Genomic DNA, 19,987 nt, shown 5'->3' with positions numbered 1-19,987 from the left:
GAGAAAGCAGCAAACCGGACCGAAGCAGCCACAGCAATATCACCGGTCAGCCGGAACGCGCCGCTTGTGCTGTCGTTTGCGCAGCAACGGCTCTGGTTCCTGGCGCAGCTGGACGAGGGCAGCACCAACTATCATATTCCGCTGGGCTTGCGACTTCGGGGTGTGCTCGACCGCAGCGCCTGGCAGCGCAGCCTTAACCGTCTGTTTGCGCGCCATGAGGCGCTACGCAGCGTCTTTGTCGCGCCACAGGGCAAGCCCCGGGTCGAGATCCTGCCGCCGGATGCGGGGCTGCCGGTGATCGAGCACGATCTCAAGGGCAGGGCGGATGCCGAGACGGCGCTTTTGGATCTGTGCCAGGAGGAAGCGCGTACGCCCTTCGATCTGTCGCGCGGACCGCTGATCCGTGCCCGGCTGATCGACATGGCCGACGAGGAGCACGTCTTCCTTTTGACCCAGCATCACATCGTCTCGGACGGCTGGTCGATGGGCGTGCTGGTGCGGGAGCTGAGCAGCCTTTACCGGGCATTCGCCGCTGGGCAGGACGATCCTTTGCCGCCGCTTGTGATCCAGTATCCCGATTATGCCGCCTGGCAACGCCAGTGGCTTTCGGGGGAACGGCTGCAGACCCAGGCGGACTATTGGCGCGAGACCCTGGCCGGCGCTCCGGCCCGTCTGGCACTGCCGACGGATCGGCCACGGCCGGCCGAGCAGTCGTTTGCCGGGGCCAATGTTCCTGTCGTCATCGATGCGGAGCTGACGCGCGACCTGAAGCGGCTGAGCCACCAGCATGGCACGACCTTGTTCATGACGGTGCTGGCGGCCTGGGCTGCGGTGCTGTCGCGTCTGTCGGGGCAGGACGACCTTGTCATCGGTGTGCCGAGCGCCAATCGCGGGCGGCGCGAGACCGAAGACTTGATCGGCTTCTTCGTCAACACCCTGGCGCTGCGGCTGGACCTGTCGGGCGAGCCGAGCGTGTCGGCGCTTCTGGACCGGACGCGGCGCACGACGCTGGCGGCACAGGAGCATCAGGACCTGCCGTTCGAGCAGGTGGTGGAGATCGTCAAGCCACCGCGGGCTCTCGATCACACGCCGCTGTTCCAGGTGATGCTGGCCTGGGAGAACGATGCCGGTGGGTCATTCGATCTTCCCGGGCTGAGCGTCGAGCCTGCCGGGGAGGGGTTCGATCAGGTCAAGTTCGATCTCGAACTGAACCTTTGCGAGCGTGATGAGGTCATCGCCGGAACGCTGCGTTATGCGAGCGCGCTGTTCGATGAAGCGACGATCGCGCGGCAGTGTGGTTATCTTTTGGCGCTGCTGCGGGCGATGGTTGCCGATGCGGGCCAGCCGGTCGGCCGCATCGACATCCTGCCGGCCGAGGAGCGGACCTATCTGCTGGAGGATCTGAACCGGACGCAGGCGCCTTATCCTGCGGACAGATGCATCCACGAGCTGTTCGAGCAGCAGGCAGCCAAGACGCCGGACGCGGTGGCGGTGGTCCATGAGGACGAGCACCTGAGCTATGGCGAACTCAATGCCCGGGCCAACCGCCTGGCGCATCATCTGATCGCGCTTGGCGTCAGGCCGGACCAGCCGGTGGCGATCTGCCTTCAGCGCAGCCCGGCCATGGTGGTGGGGCTGCTGGCGATCCTCAAGGCAGGCGGCGCCTACGTGCCGCTCGATCCGGCCTATCCGAGCGCCCGGTTGGGGCAGGTGCTTGAGGATGCAGCACCGCGGCTTATGCTTTGCGATGCCGCCGGCCGCCAAGCCCTCGGCCCAGAGGCGATCGCCGGTCTGGCGATGGTCGATCTCGATACCGCCACCCCGGCCTGGGCCGAACTGCCGGCCATGGACCCAGAGCCGCACGCCCTCGGGCTCACCTCACGCCATCTCGCCTACATCATCTATACCTCCGGGTCCACCGGAACGCCAAAGGGCGTCATGGTCGAGCACCGCGGGATGGGCAATTATCTGTCCTGGGCCTGCGACGTTTATGATCCCAGATCCTCTTCCGTGGTCTCCTCATCACTCGCCTTCGATGCAACGGTTAACAGCCTGTTTGCACCCTTGCTCCGTGGAGGCCATGCGCGCCTTGTAAACGACGGAGATGAAGTCGAAGAACTCAAAACAAGGATCGGCGCGCCGTGCGGGCTGGTCAATATCACCCCGAGCCACCTGGATGCGCTCGGCCGGCAGTTGCTGGCGGGGAAGATGTCGAGCGAGGTCGGCACGTTTATCATCGGCGGTGAAGCGCTGTCGTCCTCAACGGTAGAATTGTGGCGCAGGACCCAGCCGGCAGCCAGGATGGTGAACGAATATGGCCCGACCGAGGCAGTTGTGGGCTGCATCTTCTATGACATTCCGAGCGAGCCCGCCATCTCGGCAAATGTCCCGATCGGCCGTCCGATCGCCAACACGCGGCTCTATCTGCTGGACGGTCATGGTGCGCCGGTTCCGTTCGGGGCGGTGGGCGAGCTCTACATTGGCGGGGCCGGCGTTGCGCGCGGCTACCTCAACCGGCCGGAGCTGACGGCCGAGCGGTTCATCGCCAGTCCCTTTGTCGAAGGCGATCGGCTGTACCGCACCGGCGATCTGGCCCGCTACCTGCCGGACGGCAATCTGGAGTTCCTCGGCCGCAACGACGAGCAGGTGAAGATCCGCGGCTTCCGCATCGAGCCGGGCGAGATCGCCGCCCGGCTTTGCGAGCACGCCTTCGTGCGCGAGGCCGTCGTGGTGGCGCAACAGGACCGCGCCGGCGACAAGCGGCTCGTCGCCTATGTGGTCTGTGCGCCCGAGGCCGGATCGTACGAGGAAGATGGTGCGCAGCTTGCTGCCTCCCTGCGCGCCTATCTGGGTAGCCTGCTGCCGGACTACATGGTGCCCTCGGCCTTCGTGCGGATCGATAGCTTGCCGCTGACACCGAACGGCAAGCTCGACCGCAAGGCACTGCCGGTTCCAGGCGACGACGCCTATGCACGCACCGCCTATGAGGCGCCACGCGGCGAGGTCGAGACGATGCTGGCCGGGATCTGGGCCGAGCTTCTCGGTCTCGAGCGGGTCGGACGCCATGACAACTTCTTCGAACTCGGCGGACACTCGCTGCTCGCCGTGCAGCTGATGGAGCGGCTGCGGCGGCTGTCGCTCGGCGTGGAGGTTCGCACCCTGTTTGCCAAACCGGTGCTGTCCGATCTGGCCGCCAGCCTCGGCAGCCATCACGAGGTGACGGTCCCGGCCAACCTGATCGGCGAGCACAGTACGGCAATCACGCCAGAGATGCTGCCGCTGATCGATCTTACCCAACAGGAGATCGACCGGATCGTGGAAACGGTGCCCGGCGGCGTCGGCAACATCCAGGATATCTATGCCCTGTCGCCGTTGCAGGACGGCATCCTGTTCCATCATCTTCTGGCCAGCCGCGGTGATCCCTATCTGCTGGTATCGCAGATGGCCTTTGCCGACCGTGACCTGCTGGAGCGCTATCTCGGCGCGCTCCAAAAGGTGGTCGACCGTCACGACATCCTGCGCACGGCCTTTGTCTGGGAGGGCCTGTCGAGCCCGGCGCAAGTGGTGTGGCGCAAGGCGCCGCTCGAGGTAGACGAGGTCGAGCTGGATGGCTGTGATGGTTCCGGCGCCGCTGAGCTCAGGCACCGGTTCGATCCGCGTCAGTATCGCATCGATTTGGCCCGGGCACCCTTGATGCGGTTCGTGATCGCGCCCGAGCCGGGTGGCGGCGGGCGCTGGCTGCTTTTGGAGCTGCAGCATCATCTGATCGGCGACCACACGACGCTGGAAGTGATGCATGCCGAGGTCGAGGCCGTGCTGCAGGGCCGCGCGCACGAACTGCCGGCGCCGCAGCCGTTCCGCAATCTGGTGGCGCAGGCGCGGCTGGGAATTGATGCCAAGGCGCATGAAGAGTTCTTCCGGGGGATGCTGGCCGACATTGACGAGCCGACCCTGCCGTTCGGACTGAGCGAGGTCCATGGCGATGGCAGCAGATCTGGCGAAGCGCGGCGGATGCTGCCGCAGGCGCTCAACGATCGGCTACGCGGCCAGGCGCGGCGGCTGGGGGTGAGCCTGGCGAGCCTGTGCCATCTGGCCTGGGGGCAGGCGCTGGCGCTGAGCAGTGGCCAAGAGCAGGTGGTGTTCGGCACGGTGCTGTTCGGCCGCATGCATGCCGGTACCGGTGCAGACCGTGCCATGGGCCTGTTCATGAACACCCTGCCTGTGCGGCTCGATCTCGACGGGACCGGGGTCGAGGAGAGTGTTCGCATTACCCATGGCCGGCTTTCCGAGCTGCTGGCGCACGAGCATGCCTCGCTGGCACTGGCGCAACGCTGCAGCGGAATTGCAGCACCGGCACCGCTGTTCAGCGCCCTGTTGAACTATCGTCACAACAACATGCCAGCGCCAGGGGGCACGGACGATATCCTCTCCGGCATGGAATGGCTGGGCAGCGAGGAACGCACCAACTATCCGCTGACCCTGTCGGTGGAGGATTTTGGCGAGGCGCTCGGCCTGACGGCGGAAGTGGCCGAGCCCATCTCTGCGGAGCGGGTCTGCGGTTATATGCAGCACGTGCTCGAGCAACTGGCCGAAGCACTGGAGCATGCCCCCGATATGCCGGTGTGCGATCTCGACATCCTGCCGGCCGAGGAGCGGACCTATCTGCTGGAGGATCTGAACCGGACGCAGGCGCCTTATCCTGCGGACAGATGCATCCACGAGCTGTTCGAGCAGCAGGCAGCCAAGACGCCGGACGCGGTGGCGGTGGTCCATGAGGACGAGCACCTGAGCTATGGCGAACTCAATGCCCGGGCCAACCGCCTGGCGCATCATCTGATCGCGCTTGGCGTCAGGCCGGACCAGCCGGTGGCGATCTGCCTTCAGCGCAGCCCGGCCATGGTGGTGGGGCTGCTGGCGATCCTCAAGGCAGGCGGCGCCTACGTGCCGCTCGACCCGGCCTATCCGTCTCAGCGGCTGATCCAGGTTCTTGAGGATGCAGACCCACGGCTTATGCTTTGCGATGCGGCCGGCCGCCAAGCCCTCGGCCCAGAGGCGATCGCCGGTCTGACGCTGGTCGATCTCGATACCGCCACCCCGGCCTGGGCCGAACTGCCGGCCATGGACCCAGAGCCGCACGCCCTCGGGCTCACCTCACGCCATCTCGCCTACATCATCTATACCTCCGGGTCCACCGGAACGCCAAAGGGCGTCATGGTCGAGCACCAAAGCACCGTGAACCTGCTCCATTGGAACAGCGGCGTGTTTGCGGAATCCGAGACTAGCCGCATGCTGGGTTCCACCTCGATCAGCTTTGACCTGTCCGTCTATGAGTGCTTCGTTCCGCTTTCGCAGGGAGGCACGCTGTATCTTGTCGACAATGCGCTGGCATTGGCACAGGCGCCTCTGGATGTCTCCTTGATCAACACAGTCCCTTCGGCGATCGCTTCCCTGCTTGACAAACGGGCCGTGCCAGCCTCGACAAGCGTCATCAACTTGGCGGGCGAGCGGTTGAAGGCGGATCTGATCGAGAGGGTCTTCGAGAGCACCTGGATAGAGACGATCTGCAATCTGTACGCTCCTTCCGAGACGACAACCTATTCGACCTGGATGCGCATGGCGAGGGGAGAGGCTGTCGTTGAGACGATCGGCCGCCCGATTGCCAACACGCGGCTCTATCTGCTGGACGGTCATGGTGCACCGGTTCCGTTCGGGGCGGTGGGCGAGCTCTACATTGGCGGGGCCGGCGTTGCGCGCGGCTACCTCAACCGGCCGGAGCTGACGGCCGAGCGGTTTTTGGCCGATCCGTTCAGTGACGAAGCCGGCGCCCGCATGTACCGCACCGGCGATCTGGCCCGCTATCTGCCGGACGGCAATCTGGAGTTCCTCGGCCGCAACGACGAGCAGGTGAAGATCCGCGGCTTCCGCATCGAGCCGGGCGAGATCGCCGCCCGGCTTTGCGAGCACGCCTTCGTGCGCGAGGCCGTCGTGGTGGCGCAACAGGACCGCGCCGGCGACAAGCGGCTCGTCGCCTATGTGGTCTGTGCGCCCGAGGCCGGATCGTACGAGGAAGATGGTGCGCAGCTTGCTGCCTCCCTGCGCGCCTATCTGGGTAGCCTGCTGCCGGACTACATGGTGCCCTCGGCCTTCGTGCGGATCGATAGCTTGCCGCTGACACCGAACGGCAAGCTCGACCGCAAGGCACTGCCGGTTCCAGGCGACGACGCCTATGCACGCACCGCCTATGAGGCGCCACGCGGCGAGGTCGAGACGATGCTGGCCGGGATCTGGGCCGAGCTTCTCGGTCTCGAGCGGGTCGGACGCCATGACCACTTCTTCGAACTCGGCGGACACTCGCTGCTCGCCGTAAGGCTCTTGAGCCGGCTGTCGCTGGCTTTTGGTGTCGAGCTGCCGCTGAGAACCCTGTTTGCCAAACCGGTGCTGTCCGATCTGGCACAAAGCATTGTCGAGCAGTTGAGCCTGGCCGGTCCGCAAGATCTGCCGGCGATCGTGGCCGTATCGCGCGATGCGCCGCTTGTGCTGTCGTTCGCGCAGCAGCGGCTCTGGTTCCTGGCGCAGCTGGACGAGGGCAGCACCAACTATCATATTCCGCTGGGCTTGCGACTTCGGGGTGTGCTCGACCGCAGCGCCTGGCAGCGCAGCCTTAACCGTCTGTTTGCGCGCCATGAGGCGCTACGCAGCGTCTTTGTCGCGCCACAGGGCAAGCCCCGGGTCGAGATCCTGCCGCCGGATGCGGGGCTGCCGGTGATCGAGCACGATCTCAAGGGCAGGGCGGATGCCGAGACGGCGCTTTTGGATCTGTGCCAGGAGGAAGCGCGTACGCCCTTCGATCTGTCGCGCGGACCGCTGATCCGTGCCCGGCTGATCGACATGGCCGACGAGGAGCACGTCTTCCTTTTGACCCAGCATCACATCGTCTCGGACGGCTGGTCGATGGGCGTGCTGGTGCGGGAGCTGAGCAGCCTTTACCGGGCATTCGCCGCTGGGCAGGACGATCCTTTGCCGCCGCTTATGATCCAGTATCCCGATTATGCCGCCTGGCAACGCCAGTGGCTTTCGGGGGAACGGCTGCAGACCCAGGCGGACTATTGGCGCGAGACCCTGGCCGGCGCTCCGGCCCGTCTGGCACTGCCGACGGATCGGCCACGGCCGGCCGAGCAGTCGTTTGCCGGGGCCAATGTTCCTGTCGTCATCGATGCGGAGCTGACGCGCGACCTGAAGCGGCTGAGCCACCAGCATGGCACGACCTTGTTCATGACGGTGCTGGCGGCCTGGGCTGCGGTGCTGTCGCGTCTGTCGGGGCAGGACGACCTTGTCATCGGTGTGCCGAGCGCCAATCGCGGGCGGCGCGAGACCGAAGACTTGATCGGCTTCTTCGTCAACACCCTGGCGCTGCGGCTGGACCTGTCGGGCGAGCCGAGCGTGTCGGCGCTTCTGGACCGGACGCGGCGCACGACGCTGGCGGCACAGGAGCATCAAGACCTTCCGTTCGAGCAGGTGGTGGAGATCGTCCAGCCACCCCGGGCTCTTGATCACACGCCACTGTTCCAGGTGATGCTGGCCTGGGAGAACAACGCGGTCGGGTCCTTCGACCTGCCCGGGCTAAGTGTGGAGGCTGCGGGGGAGGGGTTCGATCAGGTCAAGTTCGATCTCGAACTGAGCCTTTGCGAGCATGGCGAGGTTATCACCGGAACGCTGGGTTATGCGAGCGCGCTGTTCGAGGAAGCGACGATCGTGCGGCAGCGTGGTTATCTTTTGGCGCTGCTGCGGGCGATGGTCGCCGATGCAAGCCAGCCGGTCGGCCGCATCGACATCCTGCCGGCTGACGAGCGCAGCTATCTGCTGGAGGAGTTGAACCGGACGGTGGCGGACTATCCGTCGGACAAGTGCATCCACGAGCTGTTCGAGGCGCAGGTCCGCCGCGCCCCCGATGCCATCGCCCTTGTCCATGAAGACGAAGAGCTGAGTTATGGCGAACTCAACGCGCAGGCCAACCGCCTGGCGCATCATCTGATCGCGCTTGGCGTCAGGCCGGACCAGCCGGTGGCGATCTGCCTTCAGCGCAGCCCGGCCATGGTGGTGGGGCTGCTGGCGATCCTCAAGGCAGGTGGTGCCTACGTGCCGCTCGACCCGGCCTATCCGTCTCAGCGGCTGATCCAGGTTCTTGAGGATGCAGACCCACGGCTTATGCTTTGCGATGCGGCCGGCCGCGCAGCCCTCGGCCCAGAGGCGATCGCCGGTCTGACGCTGGTCGATCTCGATACCGCCACCCCGGCCTGGGCCGAACTGCCGGCCATGGACCCGGAGCCGCACGCCCTCGGGCTCACCTCACGCCATCTCGCCTACATCATCTATACCTCCGGGTCCACCGGAACCCCCAAGGGTGTCATGGTCGAGCATGCTCAGGTGGCACGTCTGTTCGAGGCGACTCATGGCTTGTATGACTTCACCGAACACGACGTCTGGTGCCTTTTCCATTCTTTCTCCTTCGACTTTTCCGTTTGGGAATTATGGGGAGCTCTGCGTTATGGCGGGCGCTTGGTTCTAGTCCCAAGCGATACGGCTCGCTCCGCTCCAGATTTCTATCAGCTGATCTGCAAAGCCGCTGTCACCGTTCTCAACCAAACCCCTTCGGCTTTTAAAACTCTTATCCAAGCGGAACGTGAGAGTAGAATTCAAAACCACCTTCGATACGCTATCCTTGGCGGGGAGGCTTTGGAACCATCAGTTCTGAAAGCATGGTATGGCGGATGTTCGGATCGCACTCCGCAGCTCATTAACATGTACGGCATCACGGAAACGACCGTGCATGCAACCTATCGGCTTTTGAATCGATCTGACCTTTCCAGTTCGCATAGCCCAATTGGCGAGCGGATTTCTGATCTTCGAATCTACCTTCTGGACGGTCATGGTGCACCGGTTCCGTTCGGGGCGGTGGGCGAGCTCTACATTGGCGGGGCCGGCGTTGCGCGCGGCTACCTCAACCGGCCGGAGCTGACGGCCGAGCGGTTTTTGGCCGATCCGTTCAGTGACGAAGCCGGCGCCCGCATGTACCGCACCGGCGATCTGGCCCGCTATCTGCCCGACGGCAATCTGGAATTCCTCGGCCGCAACGACGAGCAGGTGAAGATCCGCGGCTTCCGCATCGAGCCGGGCGAGATCGCCGCCCGGCTTTGCGAGCACGCCTTCGTGCGCGAGGCCGTCGTGGTGGCGCAACAGGACCGCACCGGCGACAAGCGGCTCGTCGCCTATGTGGTCTGTGCGCCCGAGGCCGGATCGGACGAGGAAGATGGCGCGCAGCTTGCTGCCTCCTTGCGCGCCTATCTGGGTAGCCTGCTGCCGGACTACATGGTGCCCTCGGCCTTCGTGCGGATCGATAGCTTGCCGCTGACACCGAACGGCAAGCTCGACCGCAAGGCACTGCCGGTTCCAGGCGACGACGCCTATGCACGCACCGCCTATGAGGCGCCACGCGGCGAGGTCGAGACGATGCTGGCCGGGATCTGGGCCGAGCTTCTCGGTCTCGAGCGGGTCGGACGCCACGACAACTTCTTCGAACTCGGCGGACACTCGCTGCTCGCCGTAAGGCTCTTGAGCCGGCTGTCGCTGGCTTTTGGTGTCGAGCTGCCGCTGAGAACCCTGTTTGCCAAACCGGTGCTGTCCGATCTGGCACAAAGCATTGTCGAGCAGTTGAGCCTGGCCGGTCCGCAAGATCTGCCGGCGATCGTGGCCGTATCGCGCGATGCGCCGCTTGTGCTGTCGTTCGCGCAGCAGCGGCTCTGGTTCCTGGCGCAGCTGGACGAGGGCAGCACCAACTATCATATTCCGCTGGGCTTGCGACTTCGGGGTGTGCTCGACCGCAGCGCCTGGCAGCGCAGCCTTAACCGTCTGTTTGCGCGCCATGAGGCGCTACGCAGCGTCTTTGTCGCGCCACAGGGCAAGCCCCGGGTCGAGATCCTGCCGCCGGATGCGGGGCTGCCGGTGATCGAGCACGATCTCAAGGGCAGGGCGGATGCCGAGACGGCGCTTTTGGATCTGTGCCAGGAGGAAGCGCGTACGCCCTTCGATCTGTCGCGCGGACCGCTGATCCGTGCCCGGCTGATCGACATGGCCGACGAGGAGCACGTCTTCCTTTTGACCCAGCATCACATCGTCTCGGACGGCTGGTCGATGGGCGTGCTGGTGCGGGAGCTGAGCAGCCTTTACCGGGCATTCGCCGCTGGGCAGGACGATCCTTTGCCGCCGCTTGTGATCCAGTATCCCGATTATGCCGCCTGGCAACGCCAGTGGCTTTCGGGGGAACGGCTGCAGACCCAGGCGGACTATTGGCGCGAGACCCTGGCCGGCGCTCCGGCCCGTCTGGCACTGCCGACGGATCGGCCACGGCCGGCCGAGCAGTCGTTTGCCGGGGCCAATGTTCCTGTCGTCATCGATGCGGAGCTGACGCGCGACCTGAAGCGGCTGAGCCACCAGCATGGCACGACCTTGTTCATGACGGTGCTGGCGGCCTGGGCTGCGGTGCTGTCGCGTCTGTCGGGGCAGGACGACCTTGTCATCGGTGTGCCGAGCGCCAATCGCGGGCGGCGCGAGACCGAAGACTTGATCGGCTTCTTCGTCAACACCCTGGCGCTGCGGCTGGACCTGTCGGGCGAGCCGAGCGTGTCGGCGCTTCTGGACCGGACGCGGCGCACGACGCTGGCGGCACAGGAGCATCAAGACCTTCCGTTCGAGCAGGTGGTGGAGATCGTCCAGCCACCCCGGGCTCTTGATCACACGCCACTGTTCCAGGTGATGCTGGCCTGGGAGAACAACGCGGTCGGGTCCTTCGACCTGCCCGGGCTAAGTGTGGAGGCTGCGGGGGAGGGGTTCGATCAGGTCAAGTTCGATCTCGAACTGAGCCTTTGCGAGCATGGCGAGGTTATCACCGGAACGCTGGGTTATGCGAGCGCGCTGTTCGAGGAAGCGACGATCGTGCGGCAGCGTGGTTATCTTTTGGCGCTGCTGCGGGCGATGGTCGCCGATGCAAGCCAGCCGGTCGGCCGCATCGACATCCTGCCGGCTGACGAGCGCAGCTATCTGCTGGAGGAGTTGAACCGGACGGTGGCGGACTATCCGTCGGACAAGTGCATCCACGAGCTGTTCGAGGCGCAGGTCCGCCGCGCCCCCGATGCCATCGCCCTTGTCCATGAAGACGAAGAGCTGAGTTATGGCGAACTCAACGCGCAGGCCAACCGCCTGGCGCATCATCTGATCGCGCTTGGCGTCAGGCCGGACCAGCCGGTGGCGATCTGCCTTCAGCGCAGCCCGGCCATGGTGGTGGGGCTGCTGGCGATCCTCAAGGCAGGTGGTGCCTACGTGCCGCTCGACCCGGCCTATCCGTCTCAGCGGCTGATCCAGGTTCTTGAGGATGCAGACCCACGGCTTATGCTTTGCGATGCGGCCGGCCGCGCAGCCCTCGGCCCAGAGGCGATCGCCGGTCTGACGCTGGTCGATCTCGATACCGCCACCCCGGCCTGGGCCGAACTGCCGGCCATGGACCCAGAGCCGCACGCCCTCGGGCTCACCTCACGCCATCTCGCCTACATCATCTATACCTCCGGGTCCACCGGAACGCCAAAGGGCGTCATGGTCGAGCACCAAAGCACCGTGAACCTGCTCCATTGGAACAGCGGCGTGTTTGCGGAATCCGAGACTAGCCGCATGCTGGGTTCCACCTCGATCAGCTTTGACCTGTCCGTCTATGAGTGCTTCGTTCCGCTTTCGCAGGGAGGCACGCTGTATCTTGTCGACAATGCGCTGGCATTGGCACAGGCGCCTCTGGATGTCTCCTTGATCAACACAGTCCCTTCGGCGATCGCTTCCCTGCTTGACAAACGGGCCGTGCCAGCCTCGACAAGCGTCATCAACTTGGCGGGCGAGCGGTTGAAGGCGGATCTGATCGAGAGGGTCTTCGAGAGCACCTGGATAGAGACGATCTGCAATCTGTACGCTCCTTCCGAGACGACAACCTATTCGACCTGGATGCGCATGGCGAGGGGAGAGGCTGTCGTTGAGACGATCGGCCGCCCGATTGCCAACACGCGGCTCTATCTGCTGGACGGTCATGGTGCACCGGTTCCGTTCGGGGCGGTGGGCGAGCTCTACATTGGCGGGGCCGGCGTTGCGCGCGGCTACCTCAACCGGCCGGAGCTGACGGCCGAGCGGTTTTTGGCCGATCCGTTCAGTGACGAAGCCGGCGCCCGCATGTACCGCACCGGCGATCTGGCCCGCTATCTGCCGGACGGCAATCTGGAGTTCCTCGGCCGCAACGACGAGCAGGTGAAGATCCGCGGCTTCCGCATCGAGCCGGGCGAGATCGCCGCCCGGCTTTGCGAGCACGCCTTCGTGCGCGAGGCCGTCGTGGTGGCGCAACAGGACCGCACCGGCGACAAGCGGCTCGTCGCCTATGTGGTCTGTGCGCCCGAGGCCGGATCGGACGAGGAAGATGGCGCGCAGCTTGCTGCCTCCTTGCGCGCCTATCTGGGTAGCCTGCTGCCGGACTACATGGTGCCCTCGGCCTTCGTGCGGATCGATAGCTTGCCGCTGACACCGAACGGCAAGCTCGACCGCAAGGCACTGCCGGTTCCAGGCGACGACGCCTATGCACGCACCGCCTATGAGGCGCCACGCGGCGAGGTCGAGACGATGCTGGCCGGGATCTGGGCCGAGCTTCTCGGTCTCGAGCGGGTCGGACGCCACGACAACTTCTTCGAACTCGGCGGCCATTCGCTGCTCGCCGTAAGGCTCTTGAGCCGGCTGTCGCTGGCTTTTGGTGTCGAGCTGCCGCTGAGAACCCTGTTTGCCAAACCGGTGCTGTCCGATCTGGCACAAAGCATTGTCGAGCAGTTGAGCCTGGCCGGTCCGCAAGATCTGCCGGCGATCGTGGCCGTATCGCGCGATGCGCCGCTTGTGCTGTCGTTCGCGCAGCAGCGGCTCTGGTTCCTGGCGCAGCTGGACGAGGGCAGCACCAACTATCATATTCCGCTGGGCTTGCGACTTCGGGGTGTGCTCGACCGCAGCGCCTGGCAGCGCAGCCTTAACCGTCTGTTTGCGCGCCATGAGGCGCTACGCAGCGTCTTTGTCGCGCCACAGGGCAAGCCCCGGGTCGAGATCCTGCCGCCGGATGCGGGGCTGCCGGTGATCGAGCACGATCTCAAGGGCAGGGCGGATGCCGAGACGGCGCTTTTGGATCTGTGCCAGGAGGAAGCGCGTACGCCCTTCGATCTGTCGCGCGGACCGCTGATCCGTGCCCGGCTGATCGACATGGCCGACGAGGAGCACGTCTTCCTTTTGACCCAGCATCACATCGTCTCGGACGGCTGGTCGATGGGCGTGCTGGTGCGGGAGCTGAGCAGCCTTTACCGGGCATTCGCCGCTGGGCAGGACGATCCTTTGCCGCCGCTTGTGATCCAGTATCCCGATTATGCCGCCTGGCAACGCCAGTGGCTTTCGGGGGAACGGCTGCAGACCCAGGCGGACTATTGGCGCGAGACCCTGGCCGGCGCTCCGGCCCGTCTGGCACTGCCGACGGATCGGCCACGGCCGGCCGAGCAGTCGTTTGCCGGGGCCAATGTTCCTGTCGTCATCGATGCGGAGCTGACGCGCGACCTGAAGCGGCTGAGCCACCAGCATGGCACGACCTTGTTCATGACGGTGCTGGCGGCCTGGGCTGCGGTGCTGTCGCGTCTGTCGGGGCAGGACGACCTTGTCATCGGTGTGCCGAGCGCCAATCGCGGGCGGCGCGAGACCGAAGACTTGATCGGCTTCTTCGTCAACACCCTGGCGCTGCGGCTGGACCTGTCGGGCGAGCCGAGCGTGTCGGCGCTTCTGGACCGGACGCGGCGCACGACGCTGGCGGCACAGGAGCATCAGGACCTGCCGTTCGAGCAGGTGGTGGAGATCGTCAAGCCACCGCGGGCTCTCGATCACACGCCGCTGTTCCAGGTGATGCTGGCCTGGGAGAACGATGCCGGTGGGTCATTCGATCTTCCCGGGCTGAGCGTCGAGCCTGCCGGGGAGGGGTTCGATCAGGTCAAGTTCGATCTCGAACTGAACCTTTGCGAGCGTGATGAGGTCATCGCCGGAACGCTGCGTTATGCGAGCGCGCTGTTCGATGAAGCGACGATCGCGCGGCAGTGTGGTTATCTTTTGGCGCTGCTGCGGGCGATGGTTGCCGATGCGGGCCAGCCGGTCGGCCGCATCGACATCCTGCCGGCCGAGGAGCGGACCTATCTGCTGGAGGATCTGAACCGGACGCAGGCGCCTTATCCTGCGGACAGATGCATCCACGAGCTGTTCGAGCAGCAGGCAGCCAAGACGCCGGACGCGGTGGCGGTGGTCCATGAGGACGAGCACCTGAGCTATGGCGAACTCAATGCCCGGGCCAACCGCCTGGCGCATCATCTGATCGCCCTTGGCGTCAGGCCGGACCAGCCGGTGGCGATCTGCCTTCAGCGCAGCCCGGCCATGGTGGTGGGGCTGCTGGCGATCCTCAAGGCAGGCGGCGCCTACGTGCCGCTCGATCCGGCCTATCCGAGCGCCCGGTTGGGGCAGGTGCTTGAGGATGCAGCACCGCGGCTTATGCTTTGCGATGCGGCCGGCCGCCAAGCCCTCGGCCCAGAGGCGATCGCCGGTCTGACGCTGGTCGATCTCGATACCGCCACCCCGGCCTGGGCCGAACTGCCGGCCACAGACCCAGAGCCGCACGCCCTCGGGCTCACCTCACGCCATCTCGCCTACATCATCTATACCTCCGGGTCCACCGGAACGCCAAAGGGCGTCATGGTCGAGCACCAAAGCACCGTGAACCTGCTCCATTGGAACAGCGGCGTGTTTGCGGAATCCGAGACTAGCCGCATGCTGGGTTCCACCTCGATCAGCTTTGACCTGTCCGTCTATGAGTGCTTCGTTCCGCTTTCGCAGGGAGGCACGCTGTATCTTGTCGACAATGCGCTGGCATTGGCACAGGCGCCTCTGGATGTCTCCTTGATCAACACAGTCCCTTCGGCGATCGCTTCCCTGCTTGACAAACGGGCCGTGCCAGCCTCGACAAGCGTCATCAACTTGGCGGGCGAGCGGTTGAAGGCGGATCTGATCGAGAGGGTCTTCGAGAGCACCTGGATAGAGACGATCTGCAATCTGTACGCTCCTTCCGAGACGACAACCTATTCGACCTGGATGCGCATGGCGAGGGGAGAGGCTGTCGTTGAGACGATCGGCCGCCCGATTGCCAACACGCGGCTCTATCTGCTGGACGGTCATGGTGCACCGGTTCCGTTCGGGGCGGTGGGCGAGCTCTACATTGGCGGGGCCGGCGTTGCGCGCGGCTACCTCAACCGGCCGGAGCTGACGGCCGAGCGGTTTTTGGCCGATCCGTTCAGTGACGAAGCCGGCGCCCGCATGTACCGCACCGGCGATCTGGCCCGCTATCTGCCGGACGGCAATCTGGAGTTCCTCGGCCGCAACGACGAGCAGGTGAAGATCCGCGGCTTCCGCATCGAGCCGGGCGAGATCGCCGCCCGGCTTTGCGAGCACGCCTTCGTGCGCGAGGCCGTCGTGGTGGCGCAACAGGACCGCGCCGGCGACAAGCGGCTCGTCGCCTATGTGGTCTGTGCGCCCGAGGCCGGATCGTACGAGGAAGATGGTGCGCAGCTTGCTGCCTCCCTGCGCGCCTATCTGGGTAGCCTGCTGCCGGACTACATGGTGCCCTCGGCCTTCGTGCGGATCGATAGCTTGCCGCTGACACCGAACGGCAAGCTCGACCGCAAGGCACTGCCGGTTCCAGGCGACGACGCCTATGCACGCACCGCCTATGAGGCGCCACGCGGCGAGGTCGAGACGATGCTGGCCGGGATCTGGGCCGAGCTTCTCGGTCTCGAGCGGGTCGGACGCCACGACAACTTCTTCGAACTCGGCGGCCATTCGCTGCTCGCCGTAAGGCTCTTGAGCCGGCTGTCGCTGGCTTTTGGTGTCGAGCTGCCGCTGAGAACCCTGTTTGCCAAACCGGTGCTGTCCGATCTGGCACAAAGCATTGTCGAGCAGTTGAGCCTGGCCGGTCCGCAAGATCTGCCGGCGATCGTGGCCGTATCGCGCGATGCGCCGCTTGTGCTGTCGTTCGCGCAGCAGCGGCTCTGGTTCCTGGCGCAGTTGGATGCGGAGAGCACGAACTACCACATGCCGCTGGTCTTGCGACTTCGGGGTGTGCTCGACCGCAGCGCCTGGCAGCGCAGCCTCGACCGTCTGTTTGCACGCCATGAGGCGCTACGCAGCATCTTTGTCGACTGGGAGGATGAACCCCGGGTCGAGATCCTGCCGCCGGATGCGGGGCTGCCGGTGATCGAGCACGATCTCAAGGGCAGGGCGGATGCCGAGACGGCGCTTTTGGATCTGTGCCAGGAGGAAGCGCGTACGCCCTTCGATCTGTCGCGCGGACCGCTGATCCGTGCCCGGCTGATCGACATGGCCGACGAGGAGCACGTCTTCCTTTTGACCCAGCATCACATCGTCTCGGACGGCTGGTCGATGGGCGTGCTGGTGCGGGAGCTGAGCAGCCTTTACCGGGCATTCGCCGCTGGGCAGGACGATCCTTTGCCGCCGCTTATGATCCAGTATCCCGATTATGCCGCCTGGCAACGCCAGTGGCTTTCGGGGGAACGGCTGCAGACCCAGGCGGACTATTGGCGCGAGACCCTGGCCGGCGCTCCGGCCCGTCTGGCACTGCCGACGGACCGGCCACGGCCGGCCGAGCAGTCGTTTGCCGGGGCCAATGTTCCTGTCGTCATCGATGCGGAGCTGACGCGCGACCTGAAGCGGCTGAGCCACCAGCATGGCACGACCTTGTTCATGACGGTGCTGGCGGCCTGGGCTGCGGTGCTGTCGCGTCTGTCGGGGCAGGACGACCTTGTCATCGGTGTGCCGAGCGCCAATCGCGGGCGGCGCGAGACCGAAGACTTGATCGGCTTCTTCGTCAACACCCTGGCGCTGCGGCTGGACCTGTCGGGCGAGCCGAGCGTATCAGCGCTTCTGGAGCGGACGCGGCGCACGGCGCTGGCGGCACAGGAGCATCAGGACCTGCCGTTCGAGCAGGTGGTGGAGATCGTCAAGCCACCGCGGGCTCTCGATCACACGCCGCTGTTCCAGGTCGGGTTGGCCTGGCAGAACGATGCCGGTGGGTCATTCGATCTTCCCGGGCTGAGCGTCGAGCCTGCCGGGGAGGGGTTCGATCAGGTCAAGTTCGATCTCGAACTGAACCTTTGCGAGCGTGATGAGGTCATCGCCGGAACGCTGCGTTATGCGAGCGCGCTGTTCGATGAAGCGACGATCGCGCGGCAGTGTGGTTATCTTTTGGCGCTGCTGCGGGCGATGGTTGCCGATGCGGGCCAGCCGGTCGGCCGCATCGACATCCTGCCGGCCGAGGAGCGGACCTATCTGCTGGAGGATCTGAACCGGACGCAGGCGCCTTATCCTGCGGACAGATGCATCCACGAGCTGTTCGAGCAGCAGGCAGCCAAGACGCCGGACGCGGTGGCGGTGGCGGTGGTCCATGAGGACGAGCACCTGAGCTATGGCGAACTCAATGCCCGGGCCAACCGCCTGGCGCATCATCTGATCGCCCTTGGCGTCAGGCCGGACCAGCCGGTGGCGATCTGCCTTCAGCGCAGCCCGGCCATGGTGGTGGGGCTGCTGGCGATCCTCAAGGCAGGCGGCGCCTACGTGCCGCTCGATCCGGCCTATCCGAGCGCCCGGTTGGGGCAGGTGCTTGAGGATGCAGCACCGCGGCTTATGCTTTGCGATGCGGCCGGCCGCCAAGCCCTCGGCCCAGAGGCGATCGCCGGTCTGACGCTGGTCGATCTCGATACCGCCACCCCGGCCTGGGCCGAACTGCCGGCCACAGACCCAGAGCCGCACGCCCTCGGGCTCACCTCACGCCATCTCGCCTACATCATCTATACCTCCGGGTCCACCGGAACGCCAAAGGGCGTCATGGTCGAGCACCGCGGGATGGGCAATTATCTGTCCTGGGCCTGCGACGTTTATGATCCCAGATCCTCTTCCGTGGTCTCCTCATCACTCGCCTTCGATGCAACGGTTAACAGCCTGTTTGCACCCTTGCTCCGTGGAGGCCATGCGCGCCTTGTAAACGACGGAGATGAAGTCGAAGAACTCAAAACAAGGATCGGCGCGCCGTGCGGGCTGGTCAATATCACCCCGAGCCACCTGGATGCGCTCGGCCGGCAGTTGCTGGCGGGGAAGATGTCGAGCGAGGTCGGCACGTTTATCATCGGCGGTGAAGCGCTGTCGTCCTCAACGGTAGAATTGTGGCGCAGGACCCAGCCGGCAGCCAGGATGGTGAACGAATATGGCCCGACCGAGGCAGTTGTGGGCTGCATCTTCTATGACATTCCGAGCGAGCCCGCCATCTCGGCAAATGTCCCGATCGGCCGTCCGATCGCCAACACGCGGCTCTATCTGCTGGACGGTCATGGTGCGCCGGTTCCGTTCGGGGCGGTGGGCGAGCTCTACATTGGCGGGGCCGGCGTTGCGCGCGGCTACCTCAACCGGCCGGAGCTGACGGCCGAGCGGTTCATCGCCAGTCCCTTTGTCGAAGGCGATCGGCTGTACCGCACCGGCGATCTGGCCCGCTACCTGCCGGACGGCAATCTGGAGTTCCTCGGCCGCAACGACGAGCAGGTGAAGATCCGCGGCTTCCGCATCGAGCCGGGCGAGATCGCCGCCCGGCTTTGCGAGCACGCCTTCGTGCGCGAGGCCGTCGTGGTGGCGCAACAGGACCGCGCCGGCGACAAGCGGCTCGTCGCCTATGTGGTCTGTGCGCCCGAGGCCGGATCGTACGAGGAAGATGGTGCGCAGCTTGCTGCCTCCCTGCGCGCCTATCTGGGTAGCCTGCTGCCGGACTACATGGTGCCCTCGGCCTTCGTGCGGATCGATAGCTTGCCGCTGACACCGAACGGCAAGCTCGACCGCAAGGCACTGCCGGTTCCAGGCGACGACGCCTATGCACGCACCGCCTATGAGGCGCCACGCGGCGAGGTCGAGACGATGCTGGCCGGGATCTGGGCCGAGCTTCTCGGTCTCGAGCGGGTCGGACGCCATGACAACTTCTTCGAACTCGGCGGACACTCGCTGCTCGCCGTGCAGCTGATGGAGCGGCTGCGGCGGCTGTCGCTCGGCGTGGAGGTTCGCACCCTGTTTGCCAAACCGGTGCTGTCCGATCTGGCCGCCAGCCTCGGCAGCCATCACGAGGTGACGGTCCCGGCCAACCTGATCGGCGAGCACAGTACGGCAATCACGCCAGAGATGCTGCCGCTGATCGATCTTACCCAACAGGAGATCGACCGGATCGTGGAAACGGTGCCCGGCGGCGTCGGCAACATCCAGGATATCTATGCCCTGTCGCCGTTGCAGGACGGCATCCTGTTCCATCATCTTCTGGCCAGCCGCGGTGATCCCTATCTGCTGGTATCGCAGATGGCCTTTGCCGACCGTGACCTGCTGGAGCGCTATCTCGGCGCGCTCCAAAAGGTGGTCGACCGTCACGACATCCTGCGCACGGCCTTTGTCTGGGAGGGCCTGTCGAGCCCGGCGCAAGTGGTGTGGCGCAAGGCGCCGCTCGAGGTAGACGAGGTCGAGCTGGATGGCTGTGATGGTTCCGGCGCCGCTGAGCTCAGGCACCGGTTCGATCCGCGTCAGTATCGCATCGATTTGGCCCGGGCACCCTTGATGCGGTTCGTGATCGCGCCCGAGCCGGGCGGCGGCGGGCGCTGGCTGCTTTTGAAGCTGCAGCATCATCTGATCGGCGACCACACGACGCTGGAAGTGATGCATGCCGAGGTCGAGGCCGTGCTGCAGGGCCGCGCGCACGAACTGCCGGCGCCGCAGCCGTTCCGCAATCTGGTGGCGCAGGCGCGGCTGG

Annotated in this window: 1 pseudogene (running past one end of the window); it reads left to right on the top strand. The window is 65.4% G+C overall.

Annotated features, from left to right (window positions below):
• Nucleotides 1-42: 42 nt before the first annotated feature.
• Nucleotides 43-19,987: pseudogene (locus tag CCGE525_RS37185) on the top strand (non-ribosomal peptide synthase/polyketide synthase) (its annotated part continues 13,208 nt past the right edge of the window); the annotation flags it as partial.

This window comes from Rhizobium jaguaris (assembly GCF_003627755.1).
In the GTDB taxonomy this organism is placed as follows: domain Bacteria; phylum Pseudomonadota; class Alphaproteobacteria; order Rhizobiales; family Rhizobiaceae; genus Rhizobium; species Rhizobium jaguaris.
The sequence above is the reverse complement of the archived record's forward strand: the minus strand, read 5'-3'. Positions and strand labels throughout refer to the sequence as shown.